Genomic DNA, 18,447 nt, shown 5'->3' on the forward strand with positions numbered 1-18,447 from the left:
TGCTTTCCAGGTTCCCGCTTTCGCGTTTCCCTTTCCGGCGGTTCCGACTCTATCAGATCCTTTCGGCCCTGATTCCCCGTCAGAGGGGGTTGTCTTCCCGGCTGTTGGGCCGTTCCGACGTCTCAAACTTTAGCGGACTCTCTCCGCGATTCTCAAATCGCGGCCGGAATTGAATTCGGGCACGCCGAAATCGATCCCGCTGGGAGGTCGTGCTGGTGGTTTGATGGCCGCTGCTGCGGCGGGAGGTGCTACCGCAGAACCGTTACGGTCCCGTGGCAACCCGAAGAACTGTACGGACCCCGCAGGGGGCTGTCAACCATCGCTGTCAAGATCTTTAATCGAGGTCGCTGAGCCGGCCACCGGCATCCGGCTGGGCGTGCTCCACCCTGCGCAGGAGCCGGGTGAGCACCTCGCCGAGCGCGGTGCGGTCGTCGGCGGAGAGGTCCTGGAGCAGGTCCTCCTCGAAGACCGTGGCGAGGCGCATGGCCTCCAGCCACTTCTCCCGCCCCTCCGCCGTAAGCGCCACGATCACCCGGACCCGGTTGGTCTCGTCGCGCTCCCGGGTGACCAGCCCCTCCGTCACCATGCGGTCGATGCGGTGGGTCATCGCGGCCGGTGTGAGGCCAAGGCGCTTGGCGAGGTCGCCGGGGCCGAGGCGGTAGGGGGCGCCGGAGAGCACGAGGGCCTTCAGCACCTCCCAGTCCGTGTTGCTGATGCCCAGCTCGGCGGTCTGCCGGCCGTACGCGACGTTCATGCGGCGGTTGAGGCGGGAGAGCGCCGAGACGATCTTCTCGACCTGCGGGTCGAGGTCCTGGAACTCGCGCTGGTAGGCGGCGATCTGCTCTTCGAGTGTCGGCTCGCCGGCGCCGGAGGTGTCGCCCATGGCCGCAGTATGGCACGCGGCTCCTTTGCTTTGAAGTCCTTCGGTATGTACTCTTTACCTTCGAACTTTAGCTTCTAAGTCTTCAGCTCTAACGGCTGGAGCGAGCGATCCCGAGAGATCAAGAGAGGGTGAACGTGACCAGGGCAATGGGCGCGGCGATGCGCCGGATTCACGTGGGCAACGCACTCAGCGCGTTCGGACTCGGCTTCACGGTCCCCTACCTGTACGTCTATGTGGCGCAGGTACGGGGACTGGGTTCCGTCACGGCGGGCCTGGTGCTCGCCGTCTTCGCCGTGGCCGCGCTGATCGTGCTGCCGTTCGCCGGGCGGGCCATCGTCCGGCGCGGCCCGCTGCCGGTCCTGCTGGTCGCCCTGGTCACCGCCGCGCTCGGCGCGCTGAGCCTCGGGCTGTCCGCCTCCGCGGGCACGGTGCTGCTGTCCGCCGCCGCGCTCGGTGCGGGCCAGGCGGTGATGCAGCCCGCGCTCGCGACGATGATCGTGGACTGCTCCACGACGGAGACCCGGTCACGGGCGTTCGCCACGCAGTTCTTCCTGCAGAACCTGGGGCTCGGCGTCGGCGGGCTCATCGGGGGTCATCTGGTCGACACCACGAGCGCGTCGTCCTTCACGCTGCTGTTCGCCATCGAGGCGGCGATGTTCCTGGTGCTGGTCGCGATCATGGCGACGGTACGGGCGCCGCGCGCGCCCCGGATCGAGGAGGCGCCGGGGCACACCGGCGGCGGGAGCTGGAAGCAGCTGCTCGGCAACCGGGCCATGGTGCAGCTGTGCGTGCTGGGCTTCGTGCTGTTCTTCGCCTGCTACGGGCAGTTCGAGTCGGGGCTGAGCGCCTACGGCGTCGAGGCGGCCGGGATCTCCACGTCCGCGCTGGGGACCGCGCTGGCGGCGAACACGCTGATGATCGTGGTCGCGCAGTTCGCGGTGCTGAAGTTCGTGGAGCGGCGCAAGCGCTCGCGCGTGATCGCGTCGGTGGGGCTGATCTGGGCCGTGGCGTGGGCCGTGGCCGGGTACGCCGGGCTGGGACACGGCAGCCAGACGATGGCCACGGCCGCCTTCATCTCGACGTACGCGCTGTTCGGGCTGGGTGAGGCGATGCTGTCGCCGACGCTGGCGCCGCTGGTGGCGGATCTGGCGCCGACCGGGCTCGCCGGGCAGTACAACTCCGCCTTCGCCCTGGTGAAGCAGCTCGCGCTGGCGATCGGGCCCGCGGTGGGCGGGCCGCTCGGGGCCTCGCTGCACGCGCCGTACATCGTGGCGTTCCTGCTGTTCTCGCTGGGCATCACGGTGCTGGCGGTGCGGCTGGGGCGGCAGCTCACGGACGTGCAGAACCAGCCGTCGCTGGCCAGGAGCCGGGTGGTCACGCAGGGCGGGGCACCGGCCGACGCGGTGGCCGTCGCGGAGGCGTGAGCGGGCCGTCGGCCGGGGACCGGGGTCCTCTCCGCCTCCGGCGCCGGGTCACGGCTTGTGCAGGACGAACTCGCACCACACCGCCTTGCCGCCGCCCGGGGTGCGCCGGGACCCCCAGTTGGAGGCGATCGTCGCGACGATGGCGATGCCCCGGCCGGACTCGTCCCCCGGCTCCGCGCGGCGGCGCCTGGGCAGGTGGTCGTCGCCGTCGGTCACCTCGATGATCAGGCGGCGGTCGGTGCGGCGCAGGCGCAGCCGCATCGGCGGGATGCCGTGCTGGAGGGAGTTGGCGACCAGTTCGCTGGTGGCCAGGACACCGAGGTCGTGCAGGTCGGTGGGGAAGCGCCAGCTGGTGAGGACGCCGGAGGCGAAGGCACGCGCGCGTGGGGCCGCCTCCACTCCGCCGAGCAGTTCCAGGGCGGCGTTGCGGAACAGCTCGGCCTCGGCTCCGCTGCGGGCGGGGTGCTGGAGGACCAGGACGGCGACGTCGTCGTCGTGGTCCGGGGTGACGCCCGCCGAGCGGATCAGGCGGTCGCAGACCACCTGGGGGGTGCCGGCGGCGCCGGACAGGGCGCGCTCCAGGGCGGCGATGCCCTCGTCGAGGTCCTCGTCGCGGCGTTCGACCAGGCCGTCGGTGTAGAGGACGGCCGTGGACCCCGGGGGCAGGGCGATGGAACCGGACGCGTGGATCCAGCCGCCCGTGCCGAGCGGCGGGCCGGTGGGTTCGTCGGCGCGCTGCACGGTGCCGTCCTCGTCGCGGACCAGGATGGGCAGGTGCCCGGCGGACGCGTAGACCAGCCGGCCCTCGTTGGGGTCGTGGATGGCGTAGACGCAGGTGGCGATCTGGTTGGCGTCGATCTCGGCGGCGAGGCCGTCCAGGAGCTGGAGCACCTCGTGCGGGGGCAGGTCGAGGCGGGCGTAGGCCCTGACCGCCGTACGGAGCTGGCCCATGACGGCCGCCGCGCGGACGCCTCTTCCCATGACGTCGCCGATGACCAGGGCGGTGCGGCCGCCGCCGAGGGTGATCACGTCGTACCAGTCGCCGCCGACCGCGGCCTCGGTGCCGCCGGGGTGGTAGGTGGCGGCGACGCGCAGGTCGTCGGGCTCCTCCAGTTTCTGCGGGAGGAGGGAGCGCTGGAGGGTGACGGCGGTTTCGCGCTGGCGGCGTTCGCTGGCGCGGAGGCGTCCGGCGGCCTCGGCGTGGTCGGTGACGTCGGTGGCGAACACCAGGACACCGCGGCCGCCCCGGCCGCCGTCGCTCCCGGTCTCGGTGACCGGGGTGCAGGTGAAGGTGTAGGAGCGGCCGTCCGGGGCCTTGCGGGACTTGAGGGTGCGGGGCCTGCCGCTGCGCTGGACCTGGTCCAGGAGCGGGAAGAGGCCCGGCTCGTCCAGCTCGGGGAGGGCCTCGCGGGCGCGGGCGCCGAGGTCGCGGGTGCCGAAGGCGGCGACGTAGGCGTCGTTGACGTAGGCGAGGCGGTGGTCGGGGCCGTGGAGGAGGGCGACGAGGGCCGGGACGCGGTCGAGGACGTCCCGTACGGGCAGTTCGTCGACGCCGGGGACACCGGGGGCGGGCGGAGACTCGTCGGTCGGCTGCTCGGCGCGGGCGGCGGGTACGGAGCCGTCCGCCCGCCGGTCCGGGGAGAGGGCCGTGTCGGTCCGCGCGGCGGCGCGGCGCTGTGTTCCGGGGAGTCGGGCGCTCCAGCGCGTGAAGTTCACGAATCCTTGCCTCGTGTAGTTGTCGGCGGCCGGGGACCGGGACGGGCCGGGGGCCCGGGCCCCGGGGGCCGCGCTGGGGCGAGCGGCGGCGCGCCCGCGGTGGTGGACCAGTCTGGCAGGGTGCCCGCCCGGCCGACATCCGTCAGACGCCCCAGTGGCCGGGGGAGTTCCTGAGACCGGTCAGGACGACCCCTTCGGGTTGTGCGGGGGCTCCTGGGAAGGCTTTCCACCGGCCGCGAGTTCGAACTCCGCCCGCGGATGTTCGAGTGAACCCAGGGAGACGATCTCCCGTTTGAAGAGTCCGGCGATGACCCATTCGGCGAGCACGCGCGCCTTGCGGTTGACGGTGGGGACGCGGCTGAGGTGGTAGGCGCGGTGCATGAACCACGCGGGGTAGCCCTTGAGCTTGCGCCCGTAGACGTGCGCGACGCCCTTGTGGAAGCCGAGTGAGGCGACGGAGCCGGCGTACGTGTGCGCGTACGTGTCGAGGGGTTCGCCGCGCAGGGCGTGGGTGACGTTGTCGCCGAGGACCTTGGCCTGGCGGACGGCGTGCTGGGCGTTGGGGGCGCATTCCCGGCCGGGTTCGCGCGCGGTGACGTCGGGTACGGCGGCGGCGTCCCCGGCCGCCCACGCGTGCGGGGCGCCGTCGACCGACAGCTGGGCGGTGCAGGTGAGCCGGCCGCGGTCGTCGAGCGGCAGGTCGGTGGCGGCGAGCACCGGGTGCGGTTTGACGCCGGCCGTCCAGACGACCGTGCGGGTGGGGAAGCGGGAGCCGTCGCTGAGGACGGCCACGCGGTCGGCGCAGGACTCGAGGCGGGTGTCCAGGCGTACGTCGATGTTGCGGCGGCGCAGTTCGGTGACGGTGTAGCGGCCCAGCTCCTCGCCGACCTCGGGCAGGATGCGGCCGGACGCCTCGACGAGGATCCACTTCATGTCCTCGGGGGTGACGTTGTGGTAGTACCGCGCGGCGTAGCGGGCCATGTCCTCCAGCTCGCCGAGGGCCTCCACGCCCGCGTAGCCGCCGCCGACGAAGACGAAGGTGAGGGCGGCGTCGCGGAGGGCGGGGTCGCGGGTGGAGGAGGCGATGTCCAGCTGTTCGAGGACGTGGTTGCGCAGGCCGATGGCCTCCTCGACGGTCTTGAACCCGACGCCGTGGTCGGCGAGTCCGGGCACGGGCAGGGTGCGCGAGACGGAGCCGGGGGCGAGGACGAGTTCGTCGTACGTGATCCGGCGGGCGCCCGTCCTCGCCTCCTCGGTGGCGAGGGTGGTGACCGTGGCGGTGCGGGTGGTGTGGTCGATGGACTCGGCCTCGCCGACCACGACGTCGCACTGGCCGAGCACGCGGCGCAGGGGTACGACGACGTGCCGCGGGGAGATGGAACCGGCCGCCGCCTCGGGGAGGAACGGCTGATACGTCATGTAGGGGTCAGGGGTGACGACCGTGATCTCGGCCTCGCCCCGCCGCAGTTCGCCCTTGAGGTTCCGTTGCAGCCGCAGGGCCGTGTACATCCCGACGTAGCCACCACCGACAACGAGAATGCGCGCACGTTCCTTCACCATCCCATGACGCACCCGGCGCTTGCGTTTGTCCACAGGCTCGTCAATTTGTGTGACCGGAGATCGCCTGCGCGCCGAGCCGGGCGAACCGCCGTGGCGCGGGGTGACCACGCAGGTCAGCATGGGTGAGCACGGGGTCGGACAGCGGCACATTCGGGGCGTATGCGATCCGTGCGCCGATCGGGGGGCGCTCCGTGCGGAACGTGCCCCTTCTGAATTGACTCCCGCTCAACTATGTTCTTTCCGACGGTGTGCAGGGGGATGTGCTCATGGGGGGTCCGCGACGGGCGGGCCGCGCAACCGGGCCCGTTCCACGCGCTCCGGCTTTCGATGGCGGGGAGTGTCTCCGGGGGGAGACGTCATTACCGGGGGATTGTCTATGCATGTTCAGGATTCTCATTGGTCGTCCGCGTCGGCCGTCGCGCCCGGCGGTGCGATGAACCCGGCGGCGGGCGGCGCACGCGGCGACGCGGCACGGAACGCGCCCTTGCGCGTGGACGCCCAGCGCAATCTGGAGCACGTGCTGCGCGCGGCGCGGGAGGTGTTCGGCGAGCTGGGGTACGGCGCGCCGATGGAGGACGTGGCCCGGCGCGCGCGGGTCGGTGTCGGCACGGTGTACCGGCGCTTTCCCAGCAAGGACGTCCTGGTGCGCCGGATAGCCGAGGAGGAGACGGCCCGGCTGACCGACCAGGCGCGCACGGCGCTCGGCCAGGAGGACGAGCCGTGGTCGGCGCTGTCCCGTTTCCTGCGGACGTCGGTGGCCTCCGGCGCCGGCCGGCTGCTGCCGCCGCAGGTACTGCGGGTCGGGGTGCCGGACGACGCCGACGGCGGCGTGGGTGGTGCGGTGGCCGGTGACGCGCGGGTGCCGCAGCAGCGGATACAGCCGGGCACCGGCGAGCTGCGCCTGGTGCCCGAGGAGAACGCCAGGGCCGGGGCCGGGGCGTCGGCCGGTGTCACGGGTTCCGTCGCGGCTCCCGTGGCGGTCGACGACGGGGCCGCGGCGCTCCTGGAGGTCGTGGGCCGGCTCGTGGAGCGGGCGCGGACGGCGGGTGAACTGCGGCCGGACGTATCGGTGTCGGACGTCCTGCTGGTGATAGCCACGGCGGCGCCCTCGCTGCCCGACGCGGCCCAGCAGGCGGCGGCTTCGACCCGGCTGCTGGACATCCTGCTGGAGGGGCTGCGGTCACGGCCGGCGTGAGACGGCGGCGGAGTCGTCGGACGGCCGGCTCATCCTTCCCCGAACGGCTGAGCGTTATTACCGCGGCACGGCAAGTCCCCACAGACGAGTGATGGTCGGCACAGGGGGGTTCTGAACAAAAGCCAATATGGCACGCTGACCCGGTGTTCGGACTGGCTGGGCAGGTTGGCGGGGGCTTTCCGCGATGAGCGTTGACGGGCGGGACGGGTCACTCGGCGGCGACGGGGAGAACGGCCCCGGTGACGTCGAGACGGGCGACACCCGGGACGGTGACGCGCCGCAGGTGCCGGGCCAGGGCGGCCCGGCCCACGGCCGGCGAGGCGGTGCTCCCGAGCAGGGCGACCGGCTGGCCGAGGACGGTGGCCGCGGGGGCCCCGTCGAGGACGGGGACCGTGCGGGGACCGGGGTTCCGGCGCAGCGCGAGCTGCACGAGGACAGCGTCCTGCCACCGCCGCGGGAGCTGTACGACGACGGCGTCCTGCCGCCGCCGCGGGAGCTGCCGGCGTCCGACGCGGAGCTGATCGAGCGGATGCGCTCGGGCGACGACACGGCCTACGAGGAGCTGTACCGGCGCCACGCGGACGCGGTGCGCCGGTACGCGCGCACCTGCTGCCGCGACGCCCACACCGCGGACGACCTCACCGCCGAGGTGTTCGCCCGCATGCTCCAGGCGGTGCGCGGCGGTTCGGGACCCGAGTACGCCGTGCGCGCCTACCTGCTCACCGCGGTCCGGCGCGTCGCCGCCGGCTGGACCAGGTCGGCCGGTCGTGAGCACCTCGTCGAGGACTTCGCGGTGTTCGCCGCGCAGGCCGCGCACACCGCGAAGGCGGACGACGACACCCTGGAGCTGGGCGCCGATGTCCGCGCCCTGCACGAGGCCGAGCAGTCGATGGCCATGCGGGCCTTCCGGTCGCTGCCGGAACGGTGGCAGGCGGTGCTGTGGCACACCGAGGTCGAGGACGAGTCGCCGAGCGAGGTGGCCATGCTCTTCGGGCTGGACGCCAACGGCACCCGCGTCCTCGCCAGCCGCGCCCGCGAGGGTCTGAAGCAGGCCTACCTCCAGGCCCATGTCAGCGACGCCCTCGCCACCGACGAGGAGTGCGCCCGCTACGCCGACCAGCTCGGCACGTACGCGCGCGGCAGGCTGCGCGTCCGGGCCGAACGCGGGCTGCGCAAGCACCTGGACGATTGCGCCAGGTGCCGGCTGGCCGCAATCCAGATCGAGGAGGTCGCGAGCGGCATTCCCGCCGTGGTGCCCGTCGCGGTCATCGGCTGGTTCGGTGCCGCCGGGTACGCGAAGGCGGCCGGGCTCATCGCCGGGGGCGCGGGCGCCGGTGCGGCGGGCGCCGCAGCGGCGAGCGGCGGCTCCGGCGGAGCGGGCGCCGGGGGCGGAGCGGCGGCCTCCGAGGGGCTGGGCGCACCGGTGAAGGCCGGTATCGCGGCCGGTGTGGTCGCGGTGGCCGCCGCGGCGGCGCTGGCCCTCGCGCTGGTCGGCGACGACTCCCCGGACAAGGAGCCGCCGAAGGCCGCCCCGCCCGCCTCCTCACCGGTGGCGCAGCCCGCCCCGGACACCCCCACGCCCTCGACGCACCCGCCCCGCCCGCCCGCGCCGGTGACAGCACCCAAGCCGAAGCCGTCCCCGAAGCCGACCCCCACACCCACTCCCGAGCCCACCCCGAAACCGAAGCCGAAGCCGACCCCCACACCCACCCCGACCCCCACTCCACCCCCGACAACTCCACCGCCATCACCACCGCCCGCCCCCGCCGTCTACCAGTGGAGCGAGCTGGCGTACGACGTGAGCGGCGACGGCACCGGCCCCGAGATGCGGCTGGCCGGAAGCAGCTGGGTCTGGCAGCGCTCCGCCCTGACGATCGACGACGTGTCGTACGCGCACGGCGTCACCGTCCACGGCCACTCCTCGGTCACCATCGACCTCAACCGCGCGTGTTCGTCCTACGACGCCCTCGCCGGCATCGACGACCTGACGATGAAGCTGGGCAAGGTCCACTTCTCGGTGTACGGCGACGGCGTCCGGCTGTGGAACTCGGGGATGGTCAAGGGCGGGGACCCCGCGGTACCGGTCCACGTGGACATCACGGGGCGCGAGACGCTGCGGCTGGTGACCGAGCCGCACAGCCCCTTCGACTCGGTGGCCCTCGCGGACTGGGCCCAGTCCCGCTTCACCTGCGCGTAGGGGCCCGCGGGACCGCCGCCGCCAGCTCCCCGACGACGTCCCGTGCGGTAAGGACGGCCCCCTCGGCCAGTTCCACGGCGTACCGCTCGGCGCCGAGGGCGGCGCGGGCGGCGGCCTCGGCGCGCTCGGCGTGCGCGCGGTCCGGCATGGGGCGCGGGCGGTCGCCGCGCCAGTGGCCCGCCGCCCCGAGCAGCCGCACCGCACGGGCCTGGTCGCCGAGGTCGCTCAGCAGGCCCGCCGCGCTGTCTACGAGGGTCGCGACGACCAGGTCGGCGCACCGCTCCTCGACGGCCGTCCGTACGGTGTCCGCCAGCAGCGGCAAGGCCTCCCCCGGGCCGGACTCGCCCGCCGTCACGAGCGCGTCCACCAGGCCCAGCATGGCCAGGAACTGCGGTGGCGGCGTGCCGCGCAGGCACTCCTCGCGGGCGGCCGCCCACAGGACGCGCGCCCGTGCGAAGTCCTCCTCCACCACGGCGAGCCCGGCCCGCAGCATCAGGACGAAGGCCTTGGAGTCCACGACGCCGTACCGGTCCGCCGCGGCGCCGGCCTCGTCGAGCACGCCTAGTGCCGTGCTGTGGTCCCCCTCGCGGTAGGCGATCTCGGCGAGCCGGGCGATGAGGAAGGGCGCCTCCGCGAAGGCGCCCACCTCCTCGGCAAGCCGCAGGGCCTCCTCGTACTCGGCCCTGGCCTCCTCGTAGCGGCCGCGCACCATGGCGGCCTCGCCGAAGGCGCTGCACACCTGGGCCTCCACCAGACGGTCGCCGACGCGGCGGCTGAGCACGCGCATCTCCGCGAGGTCGTCGTCGATGCCGGCCGGGGTGCCCGAGAGGTCGACCACCGCGTGGGTGCGGAACATGAGGCTGGCGGCGATCTCCCACTCGCCCCCGTACGCACGGCAGTTGGCGACGGAGGCGTCCATGGAACCGCGGACGTCGCCCGAGTCGCTGACGAAGAACTCGGTCAGCGGCCACACGAGACCGGGCACCCGGGCCGCCTCGGGGCCGCCCGCGGCGAAGTGGTCCCGCACCCGCCGGACGTAGGCCCGCATGCGCTCGTCCAGCAGCCCTTCCCTCGGCTCGGTCTCGAAGGTGAGGAGGATGTGCATCATCCGCACCTGCATGCGCAGCGGGTCGAGCGGGTGCGGCGGGCTGTCCTCCGGCAGGGCGAGCAGCGCGTCGACGGGGTCCGCGGCGGCCGTACGACGGGCGAGGACGTCCGCCGCGGGCACCCGGCCGTCCCCCGCGTCCAGGGCGGCTCCGAGGCGCAGTACCCGGTCCAGCCATCTGACGCCCTCGTGGCGGTAGTTGCGCAGCCACCAGAACCAGCCCATGGCGAGCGCGAGGGCGGCGGCCTCCGGCTCGTCGCCCGCGGTGAGCGAGCGGTCGAGGGCCGCGCGGAGGTTGTCGTGCTCGGTCTCCAGCCGGGCGATGTACGGCAGTTGCCCGGCCGAGCGCAGCCGCGGGTCGGCCTCCTCGGCCAGGGCGCGGGCCCACGCGCGGTGGGCCCGTTCGGCGGCGGCGCGCAACCCGGGGACCTCGGCGGCGCGTTCCCCGGCGTACTCGTGGATGGTCTCCAGCATGCGGTAGCGCATGCCGGCGCCCACGACGCCCGGATCGGCGACGACCAGGGACTTGTCGACGAGGGCCCCGACGAGCTCCGCCGCGGGACCGGTGGCCACGGCCTCCGCGGCCGCGAGGTCCCAGCCGCCCGCGAAGACGGACAGCTCGCACAGCGTCGTGCGTTCCGCCTCGTCGAGGAGGTCCCAGGACCAGTCGACGACCGCGCGCAGCGTCTGCTGGCGGGGCAGGACGGTACGGCTGCCCGAGGTGAGCAGGCGGAAGCGGTCGTCGAGCCGGTCGGCGATCTCCCGCGGGGTGAGCAGCCGCAGCCGGGCGGCCGCCAGCTCGATGGCCAGCGGCAGTCCGTCGAGGCGCCGGCAGATCTCGGCGACGGCCGCCTCGTCGCGCAGTACGGCTTCGGCGTCGGGGCGTACGGCGCTCGCGCGCGCGGTGAACAGGCGCCGCGCCTGCTCGGGGGTGAGCGGCTCGACCGGGCGGACCGACTCGCCGGGCACGCCCAGGGGTTCCCGGCTGGTGGCGAGGACGGTGAGGCCCGGGCAGCGGGTCAGCAGGGTCTCGGCGAGCCGGGCCGCCGCGCCGATGACGTGCTCGCAGTTGTCGAGGACCAGGAGCGGGCCGCGCCGGGCGCAGTACTCGACGAGCAGGGCGACGGGATCGTCCTGCACGGCGGGCCGGTCTCCGGTCAGCAGCACGGTCTCGCGCAGCCCGAGGGCGTTGACGACCGCGCCGGGCACGGCCTCCGGACGGTCGAGCGGAGCCAGCTCGACCAGCCACGCCTGGTCGAGCCCGGCGGCGGCCTCCTCGGCGAGGCGGGTCTTCCCGGACCCCCCGGGCCCGGTGAGGGTGACGAGGCGGGACCCGCGCAGTTCGGAACGGATGGCGTCGAGCTCCAGTTCCCGTCCCACGAAGGTGGTCAGCCGGGGCCTGATGTTGCCCCGACGACCGTCGGGAGCCCTCTCGGAAGCTCGCGTGGGTGCCTGGGAGCTGCCCACCGTGCCCTGGGCGCCGAGCAGTTCCGCGTGCAGGGCGCGCAGCCGGGGCCCGGGCTCGGTGCCGAGCCCTTCGGCGAGGGTGCGGCGAGCGCTCCCGTAGGCGGCCAGGGCGTCGGCGTCGCGGCCGGTGGCGCGCAGGGCGCCGATGAGGAGGGCGTGCAGCGGTTCGTCGTACGGGTGGGCGGCGGTCAGTTCGCGCAGCCGCGGTACGGCGTCGTGGGCGTCGCCGAGGCGCAGCCCGGCCTCGATACGGGTGCGGGTCGCCTCCAGGTGCAGGGCCTCGGGGCCGGCGGCGTGACCGGGGAGGTCGGCGAGGGCGGGGCCGCGCCAGAGGGCGAGTGCGTCGTCCAGATGCCGGGCGGCGGTCGCGGCGTCGCCGTGCCCGAGGGCGGTGGTGCCTTGGCGTACGAGGCGCTCGAAGACGTACAGGTCGACGTCGTCGCGGGTCGCCGCGAGCCGGTAACCGCCCGGGGCGGAGTCGACGGCCTCCTTGCCGACGGTACGGCGGAGGCGGCCGACCAGGGCCTGGAGGGCGGCCGGGGCGTCCTGCGGCGGGTCGTCCCCCGCCCAGACCTCGTCGATCAGCGTGCCGGGCGCGACGACGTCACCCGGGCGCAGGGCGAGGGCGGTGAGCAGCGCGCGCAGGCGGGGGCCGCCGGGGCTCGCGACGGTGCCGTGGTCCTCCGTCTGGGTGACGCCCAGGATTCTGTACCGCACGGGGCCATTGTCGCCGCAGCGGCCGGGTGGGGGCACCCGGCGTCCCTTCGTCACCCGGCGTGGCTGTGGCCGCGGGGGTGGGACGCGCGGCCCGGCGCTAACGGGGCGCCGCCGCGCCCACCCGTGCCGCCCCAGCGGCACGACTGCCCGCAGCTGGGGCGGGGGGGCGACGGCCCACAGCTAGGGCGGCGTGACGACGGCCCGCAGCGGGGCGGGGGCGGCGGTCCACAGCGGGACGGGAGGCGACGGGCCGCAGCTAGAGCAGCGCGGCGGCGGCCCGTAGCTGGGGCGGCGCGGCGACAGCCCACAGCTAGGGCGGGGGACGGCGGCCCACAGCGGCCCACAGTTAGAGCAGCGTGGCGACTGCCCGCGGCTACGCGCACGCGGTGGGAGAGCCGCGTACGGCGGGAAGGGGCCCGGAGGGCTGGCGGGCCGCAGCCGCGTACGGCGGGAAGGGGTCGGGTCGGGGGGTGTCCGCCCGCAGCGGTTGGCGCGTCAACGCCCCGCACCTCTGCAAACACCCGATTCCGCGCCGTTCCGAGGACGGACACCCCCCGGCGCGGCCCCGACCCACCCACCGGACGCACCGCGCAACGCGCACCCCCACGCACCCCGCACAGGCGCCGCAGGCACCCGCCCCCGTCAGACCCGCCGCGCCACCGTCCCGGCCCCGCCCAGCGCCCCCCGCTGCGGCGCGATGCCCGCGGGGACCGCGCGTTGGCGGGCCGGGGTCCCGGTCCAGCAGGTGCCGCGGCGGGCGAGGAGACGACGGAGCCACAGCTCCAGCGAGACGAGGTCCGCCAGCCCGTCCAGCGGCAACGGCTCCCCCGCGGCAGCCGCCCGCACCGCCTTGCGCACGACCCGCGCCTCCACGAGCCCCGCCTCCGCGAGCAGCGGCGTGTCGAACAGCCCCAGCAGCGAGTCCGCGGCGACCCGCAGCCCCGTCCGCGCCGCGGAGGCCGCCAGCTGCTGGGTGGGCGCCCCCCATCCGCTGGGCAGCTCGCTCACCCCCGCCCCCTCCAGCACCGTCCGCAAGATCGCCGCCCGCGCCCCCGGCTGCACCCGCAGCGCCTCCGGCAGCGCACGGCAGGCCCGGACGACCTGGTTGTCGAGGAACGGCGTGTGCAGCCGCTGGAAGCGGATCTCCGCGGCCTGCTCCAGCACCCGCACCTCCGAAGCGTGCCGCGCCAGCGCCGCCCGCGCCCGGAAGTCCCCCGGCCGCTGCCCCGGCCCCACCCCCGACCGCTGCGAGGACGTCTGGAGGCGAACCGATACTTCAGCCAGCGCCTCTCCGGTCAGCCACCGCGCCGCCGGCCCCGCCCCGGCCCAGGTCAGCGCGGCCAGCGAGGCGTCCATCGCCCCGTCGCCCGGCGTGTCGAACCGTCTGCGCAGCAACCGCTCGGCGAGCACCTCCAGGCCGCTCCGGTACGGCGTGCGCGCCAGCCGCCGCGCCGCCGCGTACACGCGCGCGGGGACCAGTACCGACCCGTCGGCCCGGGCGAGCGCGGCGACCGGCCGGACCAGATGCCGCCGTTTGCGGTCCATGAGCAGATCGGCGAGGCGTGCCGGATGCGCGTCGAGGACCTGCCGCGCCCCGTACCCGGTGAAGTGGTCCGCGCTCCCCGCGGCGAGCCGCGCCCGGTGCCGCGCGGCGGCGACCAGGGAGGAGCCCGGTTCGTCGGTCAGCGGCCCGTCGAGCGCGGCGTACGGCAGCATGTCCTCGCCGCCGGTGACCACCACGTGGTGCAGCCGCGGGTTGGCCGCCAGCGCGCCCGCCCGCGCCAGCTCGGGCTCCTGCCCGCCGACGGCGAGGTCGTTGAAGGTGACGGCCAGCAGCCGCTCCCCCGCCCCGGTGCCGTGTCCGAGCACGGTCCCCGGCATCCCCGGCAGCCCGGCCGCCAGCAGCGCCAGCGTGCCCGAGGCCGGCCCGCCGGACAGGTCGGCCCCGATCCCCGGCACCGGCATCCCGCGCGCCGCCCGGCGCTCCGCCGGCCCCATGCCCGGAACGGGCCCGGGGTCGATGCCGTCCCCGGGGACGTGCCGGGGCGCGGCGAGCCGGGTGCGCACCGCCTCCACCAGGGCGTCCCGCACACCGTCCACCGCGCGGTCGGGGTCCGCCACCGGCGCCGCGACGGCGAGCGAGGCCACCGGCTCGTACCCCGCGACCTCCCGCGCCCCGGCGCGCAGAATCAGCGCATGCCCCGGCGGAACGCGCTTCACGCCGTCGTACGGGGTGGAGTCGTCCAGCGCGGCCGGCACGTCGGGCGTGGCGAGCAGCGCGGCGAGGTGGCCGAAGTCGAGGTTGGCCTCGACGAGGTCGGCGAGCGGCAGCGCGGCGGTCGCGTAGGCGGTGCCGCCCGCCCAGGGGGTGTGGAAAACCGGCCGCGCGCCCGCGAGGTCGCCGCAGACGGTGATCCGCCGCCCCACCTGGACGACGGCCGTGTAACTGCCGGGCCACGCCGTCAGATGCCGCAACGCGCCCCCGCGCGCCGCGAACAGCGCGACCCGCAACTGCTCGTCGCTCGCACCGCAGATGCCGAGGACGGCGATCCGGGTCTGCGGGTCGGCGCTGACGACGCGCACCTCGTCGGGGCGCCAGTCGCCGACGGCCCACAGCGGATCGGGATCGCCCCACAACGGCTGGGCGCCCACGGGCTGCACGGTCTCACCGTCGTAGCCGGTGGCCCCCGCGGAGCCGGCCGCCCCGGCGATCCCGGCTGCTCCCACGGCGGCGCTGCTCCACCCCACCAACCACCGCATCGACGCCTCCACAGGCTGGGGACAACCAGTGCACCGTACGAACTGGTTCCCCATGCTGCCATGAAGGGCGCGCCACAGAGCGTCGGCGGAGCCGCGTGTGCTCCCTGCGGGCGCTCTCGCGGAAACTCACGCGAGAACACCGGCTCCCTCGCACCACCCCTGGACCCCGTCCGGGAGAGGGTGAAGACGACGCGAATGCGCCCCCGCAACGCGCCCCTTGGCTCCCCCACGCGCCCTCAACTCCCGTGGTGAGGGCGGTAGTACCCCGAAATCACCAGAGGTGATTTTCAGCCAAATCGACGTCACGCAGCCGCACTCGAACACGCTCCGTACAACCCCCGCACACCTCTGGGCGGCATGCCGCCGGCGCGTGGTCCGGGGGGCGGGACTCGCCCCCCGGACCGGTCCGCCGCCCGCGGGGATGTAGGCGGCGGCGTCCCCCAGCCCACTGGATCCAGTACAGCGGGCCGACCCACGCACCGCCCATGGAAACGCTCCCGCCGTGGCCGGAGAAGAGCGCACGCACGGGCGCACGGCCACACATCGGGAGCACGCGGCAACGGACCGTGCATGCACCGCACTTGAGTACGGACCACAATCCCGCCATCCGGAACAATGCCTCTTAACGCCTGGGATGCGGCGAACTACGCTGGGTTTACGAATGCCGCGTGGTTATGCCAGCGCGGCAGCCGTCTGTGTCGAGGGGTGGCGCATGTCCAGGGAGCAACGCGGGCCGAACGAAAAGCTCGGCGCCGTTCTCGCCCTCGCGGGAATCAGCAACGCAGGACTCGCCCGGCGCGTCAACGACCTCGGCGCCCAGCGCGGGTTGACGCTTCGCTACGACAAGACGTCGGTGGCGCGCTGGGTGTCGAAGGGGATGGTGCCGCAGGGTGCGGCGCCGCACCTCATCGCCGCCGCCATCGGCCAAAAGCTCGGCCGCCCGGTGCCGCTCCACGAGATCGGCCTGGCGGACGCGGACCCCGCCCCCGAGGTGGGCCTCGCCTTCCCGAGGGACGTCGGCCAGGCGGTCAGGTCCGCCACCGAGCTGTACCGTCTCGACCTCGCCGGCCGCCGGGCCGGCGGCGGCATCTGGCAGTCGCTCGCCGGGTCGTTCGCGGTGAGCGCCTACGCGACGCCCGCCTCCCGATGGCTGATAACCCCGGCCGACAGCTCGGTGGCGCGCGAGGTGGGCCCGGCCGAGGGCTCCGGCGCACCGCTCAAAGTCGGCCACAGTGACGTGCAGAAGCTGCGCGAGGCCGCCGAGGACGCCAGACGCTGGGACTCCAAGTACGGCGGCGGCGACTGGCGTTCGTCGATGGTCCCCGAGTGCTTACGCGTCGAGGCGGCCCCGCTGCTCCTCGGCTCCTACTCCGACGAGGTCGGCCGCGCCCTGTTCGGCGCCTCGGCCGAACTGACCCGCCTGGCCGGGTGGATGGCCTTCGACACCGGCCAGCAGGAGGCGGCCCAGCGGTACTACATCCAGGCCCTGCGCCTGGCCCGCGCGGCGGCCGACGTCCCGCTCGGCGGCTACGTGCTCGCCTCCATGTCCCTCCAGGCGACCTACCGCGGCTTCGGCGACGAGGGCGTGGACCTCGCCCAGGCCGCTCTCGAACGCAACCGCGGCCTGGCCACGGCCCGCACCATGAGCTTCTTCCGCCTGGTGGAGGCCCGCGCCCACGCGCGCGCGGGCGACGCGGTGGCGGCCGGGGCGGCCCTGAAGGCCGCCGAGAGCTGGCTGGAGCGCGCCCGCCCGGGCGACAGCGACCCGTCGTGGCTGGGTTTCTACTCCTACGACCGGTTCGCCGCCGACGCGGCCGAGTGCTACCGCGACCTGAAGGCACCACGCCAGGTCCGCCGCTTCACCGAGCAGGCGCTGTCGCAACCGACGGAGGAGTTCGTACGCTCGCACGGCCTCAGGCTCGTCGTCTCGGCGGTGGCCGAGCTGGAGTCGGGCAACCTGGACGCGGCCTGCGAGCAGGGCGTGCGGGCGGTCGAGGTGGCCGGCCGCATCTCCTCGGCCCGCACCACCGAGTACGTGAAGGACCTCCTGCACCGCCTGGAGCCGTACGGCGACGAGCCGCGCGTGGTGGAGCTGCGCGAGCGCGCCCGCCCCCTGCTGGTGACTCCGGCCTGACCCGGCGCCCGCTTCCGGGTTTGAAGGCGTTGTCAGTGGCGCAGTGCACTATCGACGTCGGGAGGTGGACCGGGACATGGAACAGGCGTTCGACTGCGAGGTGCTGGTGATCGGCGGCGGGATCGTCGGCCTGTCCACGGCGTACGCGATCACGCGCGCCGCCCCGGGCACCCGCGTCACGGTCCTGGAGAAGGAGCCCGGTCCCGCCCGCCACCAGACGGGCCGCAACAGCGGCGTCATCCACAGCGGTGTCTACTACCGCCCGGGCTCGCTGAAGGCGCGCTACGCGGTCCGGGGCGCCGCCGAGATGGTCAAGTTCTGCGCCGAGTACGGCATCGCCCACGCCGTCACCGGCAAGCTGATCGTCGCCACCGACCGCGCCGAGCTGCCCCGCCTGCACGCCCTCGTCCAGCGCGGCCGGGAGAACGGCATACCGGTGCGCGAGCTGAGCGGCGCCCAGATCCAGGAGTACGAGCCCGAGGTCCGGGGCCTGGCCGCCATCCACGTCGGCTCCACCGGCATCTGCGACTACGGCGCCGTGGCCCGGCAGCTCGCCCGCGCGTCCGGCGCGGAGATCCGCTACGGCGCCGAGGTGCACCGCGTCGACCGGCGTCCCGGTCTGGGGGTCGCCGTCCGCACCCGCGCGGGCGACGTGCTCCGCGCCCGGGTCCTGGTCAACTGCGGCGGGCTGCACTGCGACGGCATCGCCCGGCTGACCGGGGACGACCCCGGCATGCGGATCGTCCCCTTCCGGGGCGAGTACTACGAGCTGGCGCGACCGGAGCTGGTGCGGGGGCTGGTGTACCCGGTGCCGGACCCGGCGTTCCCGTTCCTCGGGGTGCATCTGACCCGGGGCATCGACGGCGGCGTGCACGTCGGGCCGAACGCGGTGCCGGCGCTGGCGCGCGAGGGGTACGGCTGGGGCGTGGTGCACCCCCGTGAGCTGGCCGCGACCCTGGCCTGGCCGGGTTCGTGGCGGATAGCCCGGCGGCACTGGCGGTACGGCGCGGGCGAGCTGCGGCGGTCGCTGTCCAGGACCGCGTTCACGACGGCGGTCCGCAGACTGCTCCCGGCGGTGGCGGAGGGCGACCTGGTCGCCGCCCCGGCCGGGGTGCGGGCGCAGGCGGTGCTGGCGGACGGCACCCTGGTGGACGACTTCCTGATCAAGGAGGGCGCCCACGCGGTGCACGTCCTGAACGCGCCGTCACCCGCGGCGACCGCGTCCCTGCCCATCGGCCGGGAGGTGGCGCGCCGGGCGCTGGCGATGCTGGCGCGCTAGCGCACCTCCC

10 protein-coding genes are annotated in these 18,447 nt (G+C 74.7%); 5 read left to right on the forward strand and 5 right to left on the reverse strand.

What is annotated here, in order from left to right:
* Positions 1–334: 334 nt before the first annotated feature.
* On the reverse strand, positions 335–883 hold the full coding sequence (locus ACIRGB_RS03425; RefSeq protein WP_123625118.1) for a MarR family transcriptional regulator: 549 nt from the start codon (positions 881–883) through the stop codon (positions 335–337).
* Between the two features lie 146 nt (positions 884–1,029).
* Between ACIRGB_RS03425 and ACIRGB_RS03430 the strand changes: the two genes are divergently transcribed.
* On the forward strand, positions 1,030–2,307 hold the full coding sequence (locus tag ACIRGB_RS03430; protein WP_403859283.1) for an MDR family MFS transporter: 1,278 nt from the start codon (positions 1,030–1,032) through the stop codon (positions 2,305–2,307).
* Positions 2,308–2,355: 48 nt separating this feature from the next.
* Here ACIRGB_RS03430 and ACIRGB_RS03435 read toward each other — a convergent pair whose 3' ends face one another.
* Together ACIRGB_RS03435 and ACIRGB_RS03440 are read right to left on the reverse strand one after the other, a co-directional pair.
* Positions 2,356–4,023: a SpoIIE family protein phosphatase gene (locus tag ACIRGB_RS03435; protein ID WP_403858210.1), complete on the reverse strand. Its 1,668-nt coding sequence runs from the start codon at positions 4,021–4,023 to the stop codon at positions 2,356–2,358.
* Between the two features lie 180 nt (positions 4,024–4,203).
* A complete protein-coding gene (locus ACIRGB_RS03440) occupies positions 4,204–5,583 on the reverse strand; it encodes an NAD(P)/FAD-dependent oxidoreductase (RefSeq protein ID WP_403858212.1) in 1,380 nt (459 codons plus the stop codon).
* Positions 5,584–5,959: 376 nt separating this feature from the next.
* On the opposite strand from ACIRGB_RS03440, the gene ACIRGB_RS03445 reads away from it, so the two are divergent.
* Both ACIRGB_RS03445 and ACIRGB_RS03450 read left to right on the forward strand, forming a co-directional pair.
* The gene (locus ACIRGB_RS03445; protein ID WP_403858214.1) at positions 5,960–6,778 is read left to right on the forward strand and encodes a TetR/AcrR family transcriptional regulator; all 819 of its coding nucleotides are present in this window, start codon (positions 5,960–5,962) and stop codon (positions 6,776–6,778) included.
* Between the two features lie 184 nt (positions 6,779–6,962).
* Positions 6,963–8,975 (forward strand): sigma-70 family RNA polymerase sigma factor, encoded by a 2,013-nt coding sequence (locus ACIRGB_RS03450; RefSeq protein ID WP_403858216.1) that lies wholly within the window; start codon positions 6,963–6,965, stop codon positions 8,973–8,975.
* Here ACIRGB_RS03450 and ACIRGB_RS03455 read toward each other — a convergent pair.
* Together ACIRGB_RS03455 and ACIRGB_RS03460 are read right to left on the reverse strand one after the other, a co-directional pair.
* A complete protein-coding gene (locus tag ACIRGB_RS03455) occupies positions 8,962–12,264 on the reverse strand; it encodes an ATP-binding protein (protein WP_403858218.1) in 3,303 nt (1,100 codons plus the stop codon). The genes ACIRGB_RS03450 and ACIRGB_RS03455 overlap by 14 nt on opposite strands.
* Positions 12,265–12,906: 642 nt before the next feature.
* Complete coding sequence (locus ACIRGB_RS03460) at positions 12,907–15,024, reverse strand: asparagine synthase-related protein (RefSeq protein WP_403858220.1); 2,118 nt, start codon at positions 15,022–15,024, stop codon at positions 12,907–12,909.
* Positions 15,025–15,736: 712 nt separating this feature from the next.
* On the opposite strand from ACIRGB_RS03460, the gene ACIRGB_RS03465 reads away from it, so the two are divergent.
* Together ACIRGB_RS03465 and lhgO are read left to right on the forward strand one after the other, a co-directional pair.
* The gene (locus ACIRGB_RS03465) at positions 15,737–17,158 is read left to right on the forward strand and encodes an MFS transporter (RefSeq protein WP_403858222.1); all 1,422 of its coding nucleotides are present in this window, start codon (positions 15,737–15,739) and stop codon (positions 17,156–17,158) included.
* A gap of 76 nt (positions 17,159–17,234) precedes the next feature.
* Positions 17,235–18,437 carry an L-2-hydroxyglutarate oxidase gene (lhgO, locus tag ACIRGB_RS03470; protein WP_403858224.1) on the forward strand — a complete coding sequence of 401 codons (1,203 nt, stop codon included), beginning with the start codon at positions 17,235–17,237 and terminating at the stop codon, positions 18,435–18,437.
* Positions 18,438–18,447: the final 10 nt, after the last annotated feature.

The sequence above is a fragment of the Streptomyces sp. NPDC102490 genome, from assembly GCF_044765285.1.
Classification (GTDB): Bacteria; Actinomycetota; Actinomycetes; order Streptomycetales; family Streptomycetaceae; genus Streptomyces.

Bases quoted from the DNA above. Each gene is read 5' to 3' on its own strand.
- ACIRGB_RS03445 (WP_403858214.1), top strand. From the start codon at position 5,960: ATGCATGTTCAGGATTCTCATTGGTCGTCCGCGTCGGCCGTCGCGCCC.
- ACIRGB_RS03440 (WP_403858212.1), bottom strand. From the start codon at position 5,583: ATGGTGAAGGAACGTGCGCGCATTCTCGTTGTCGGTGGTGGCTACGTC.
- lhgO (WP_403858224.1), top strand. From the start codon at position 17,235: ATGGAACAGGCGTTCGACTGCGAGGTGCTGGTGATCGGCGGCGGGATC.
- ACIRGB_RS03430 (WP_403859283.1), top strand. From the start codon at position 1,030: ATGGGCGCGGCGATGCGCCGGATTCACGTGGGCAACGCACTCAGCGCG.
- ACIRGB_RS03450 (WP_403858216.1), top strand. From the start codon at position 6,963: ATGAGCGTTGACGGGCGGGACGGGTCACTCGGCGGCGACGGGGAGAAC.
- ACIRGB_RS03465 (WP_403858222.1), top strand. From the start codon at position 15,737: ATGTCCAGGGAGCAACGCGGGCCGAACGAAAAGCTCGGCGCCGTTCTC.
- ACIRGB_RS03460 (WP_403858220.1), bottom strand. From the start codon at position 15,024: ATGCGGTGGTTGGTGGGGTGGAGCAGCGCCGCCGTGGGAGCAGCCGGG.
- ACIRGB_RS03425 (WP_123625118.1), bottom strand. From the start codon at position 883: ATGGGCGACACCTCCGGCGCCGGCGAGCCGACACTCGAAGAGCAGATC.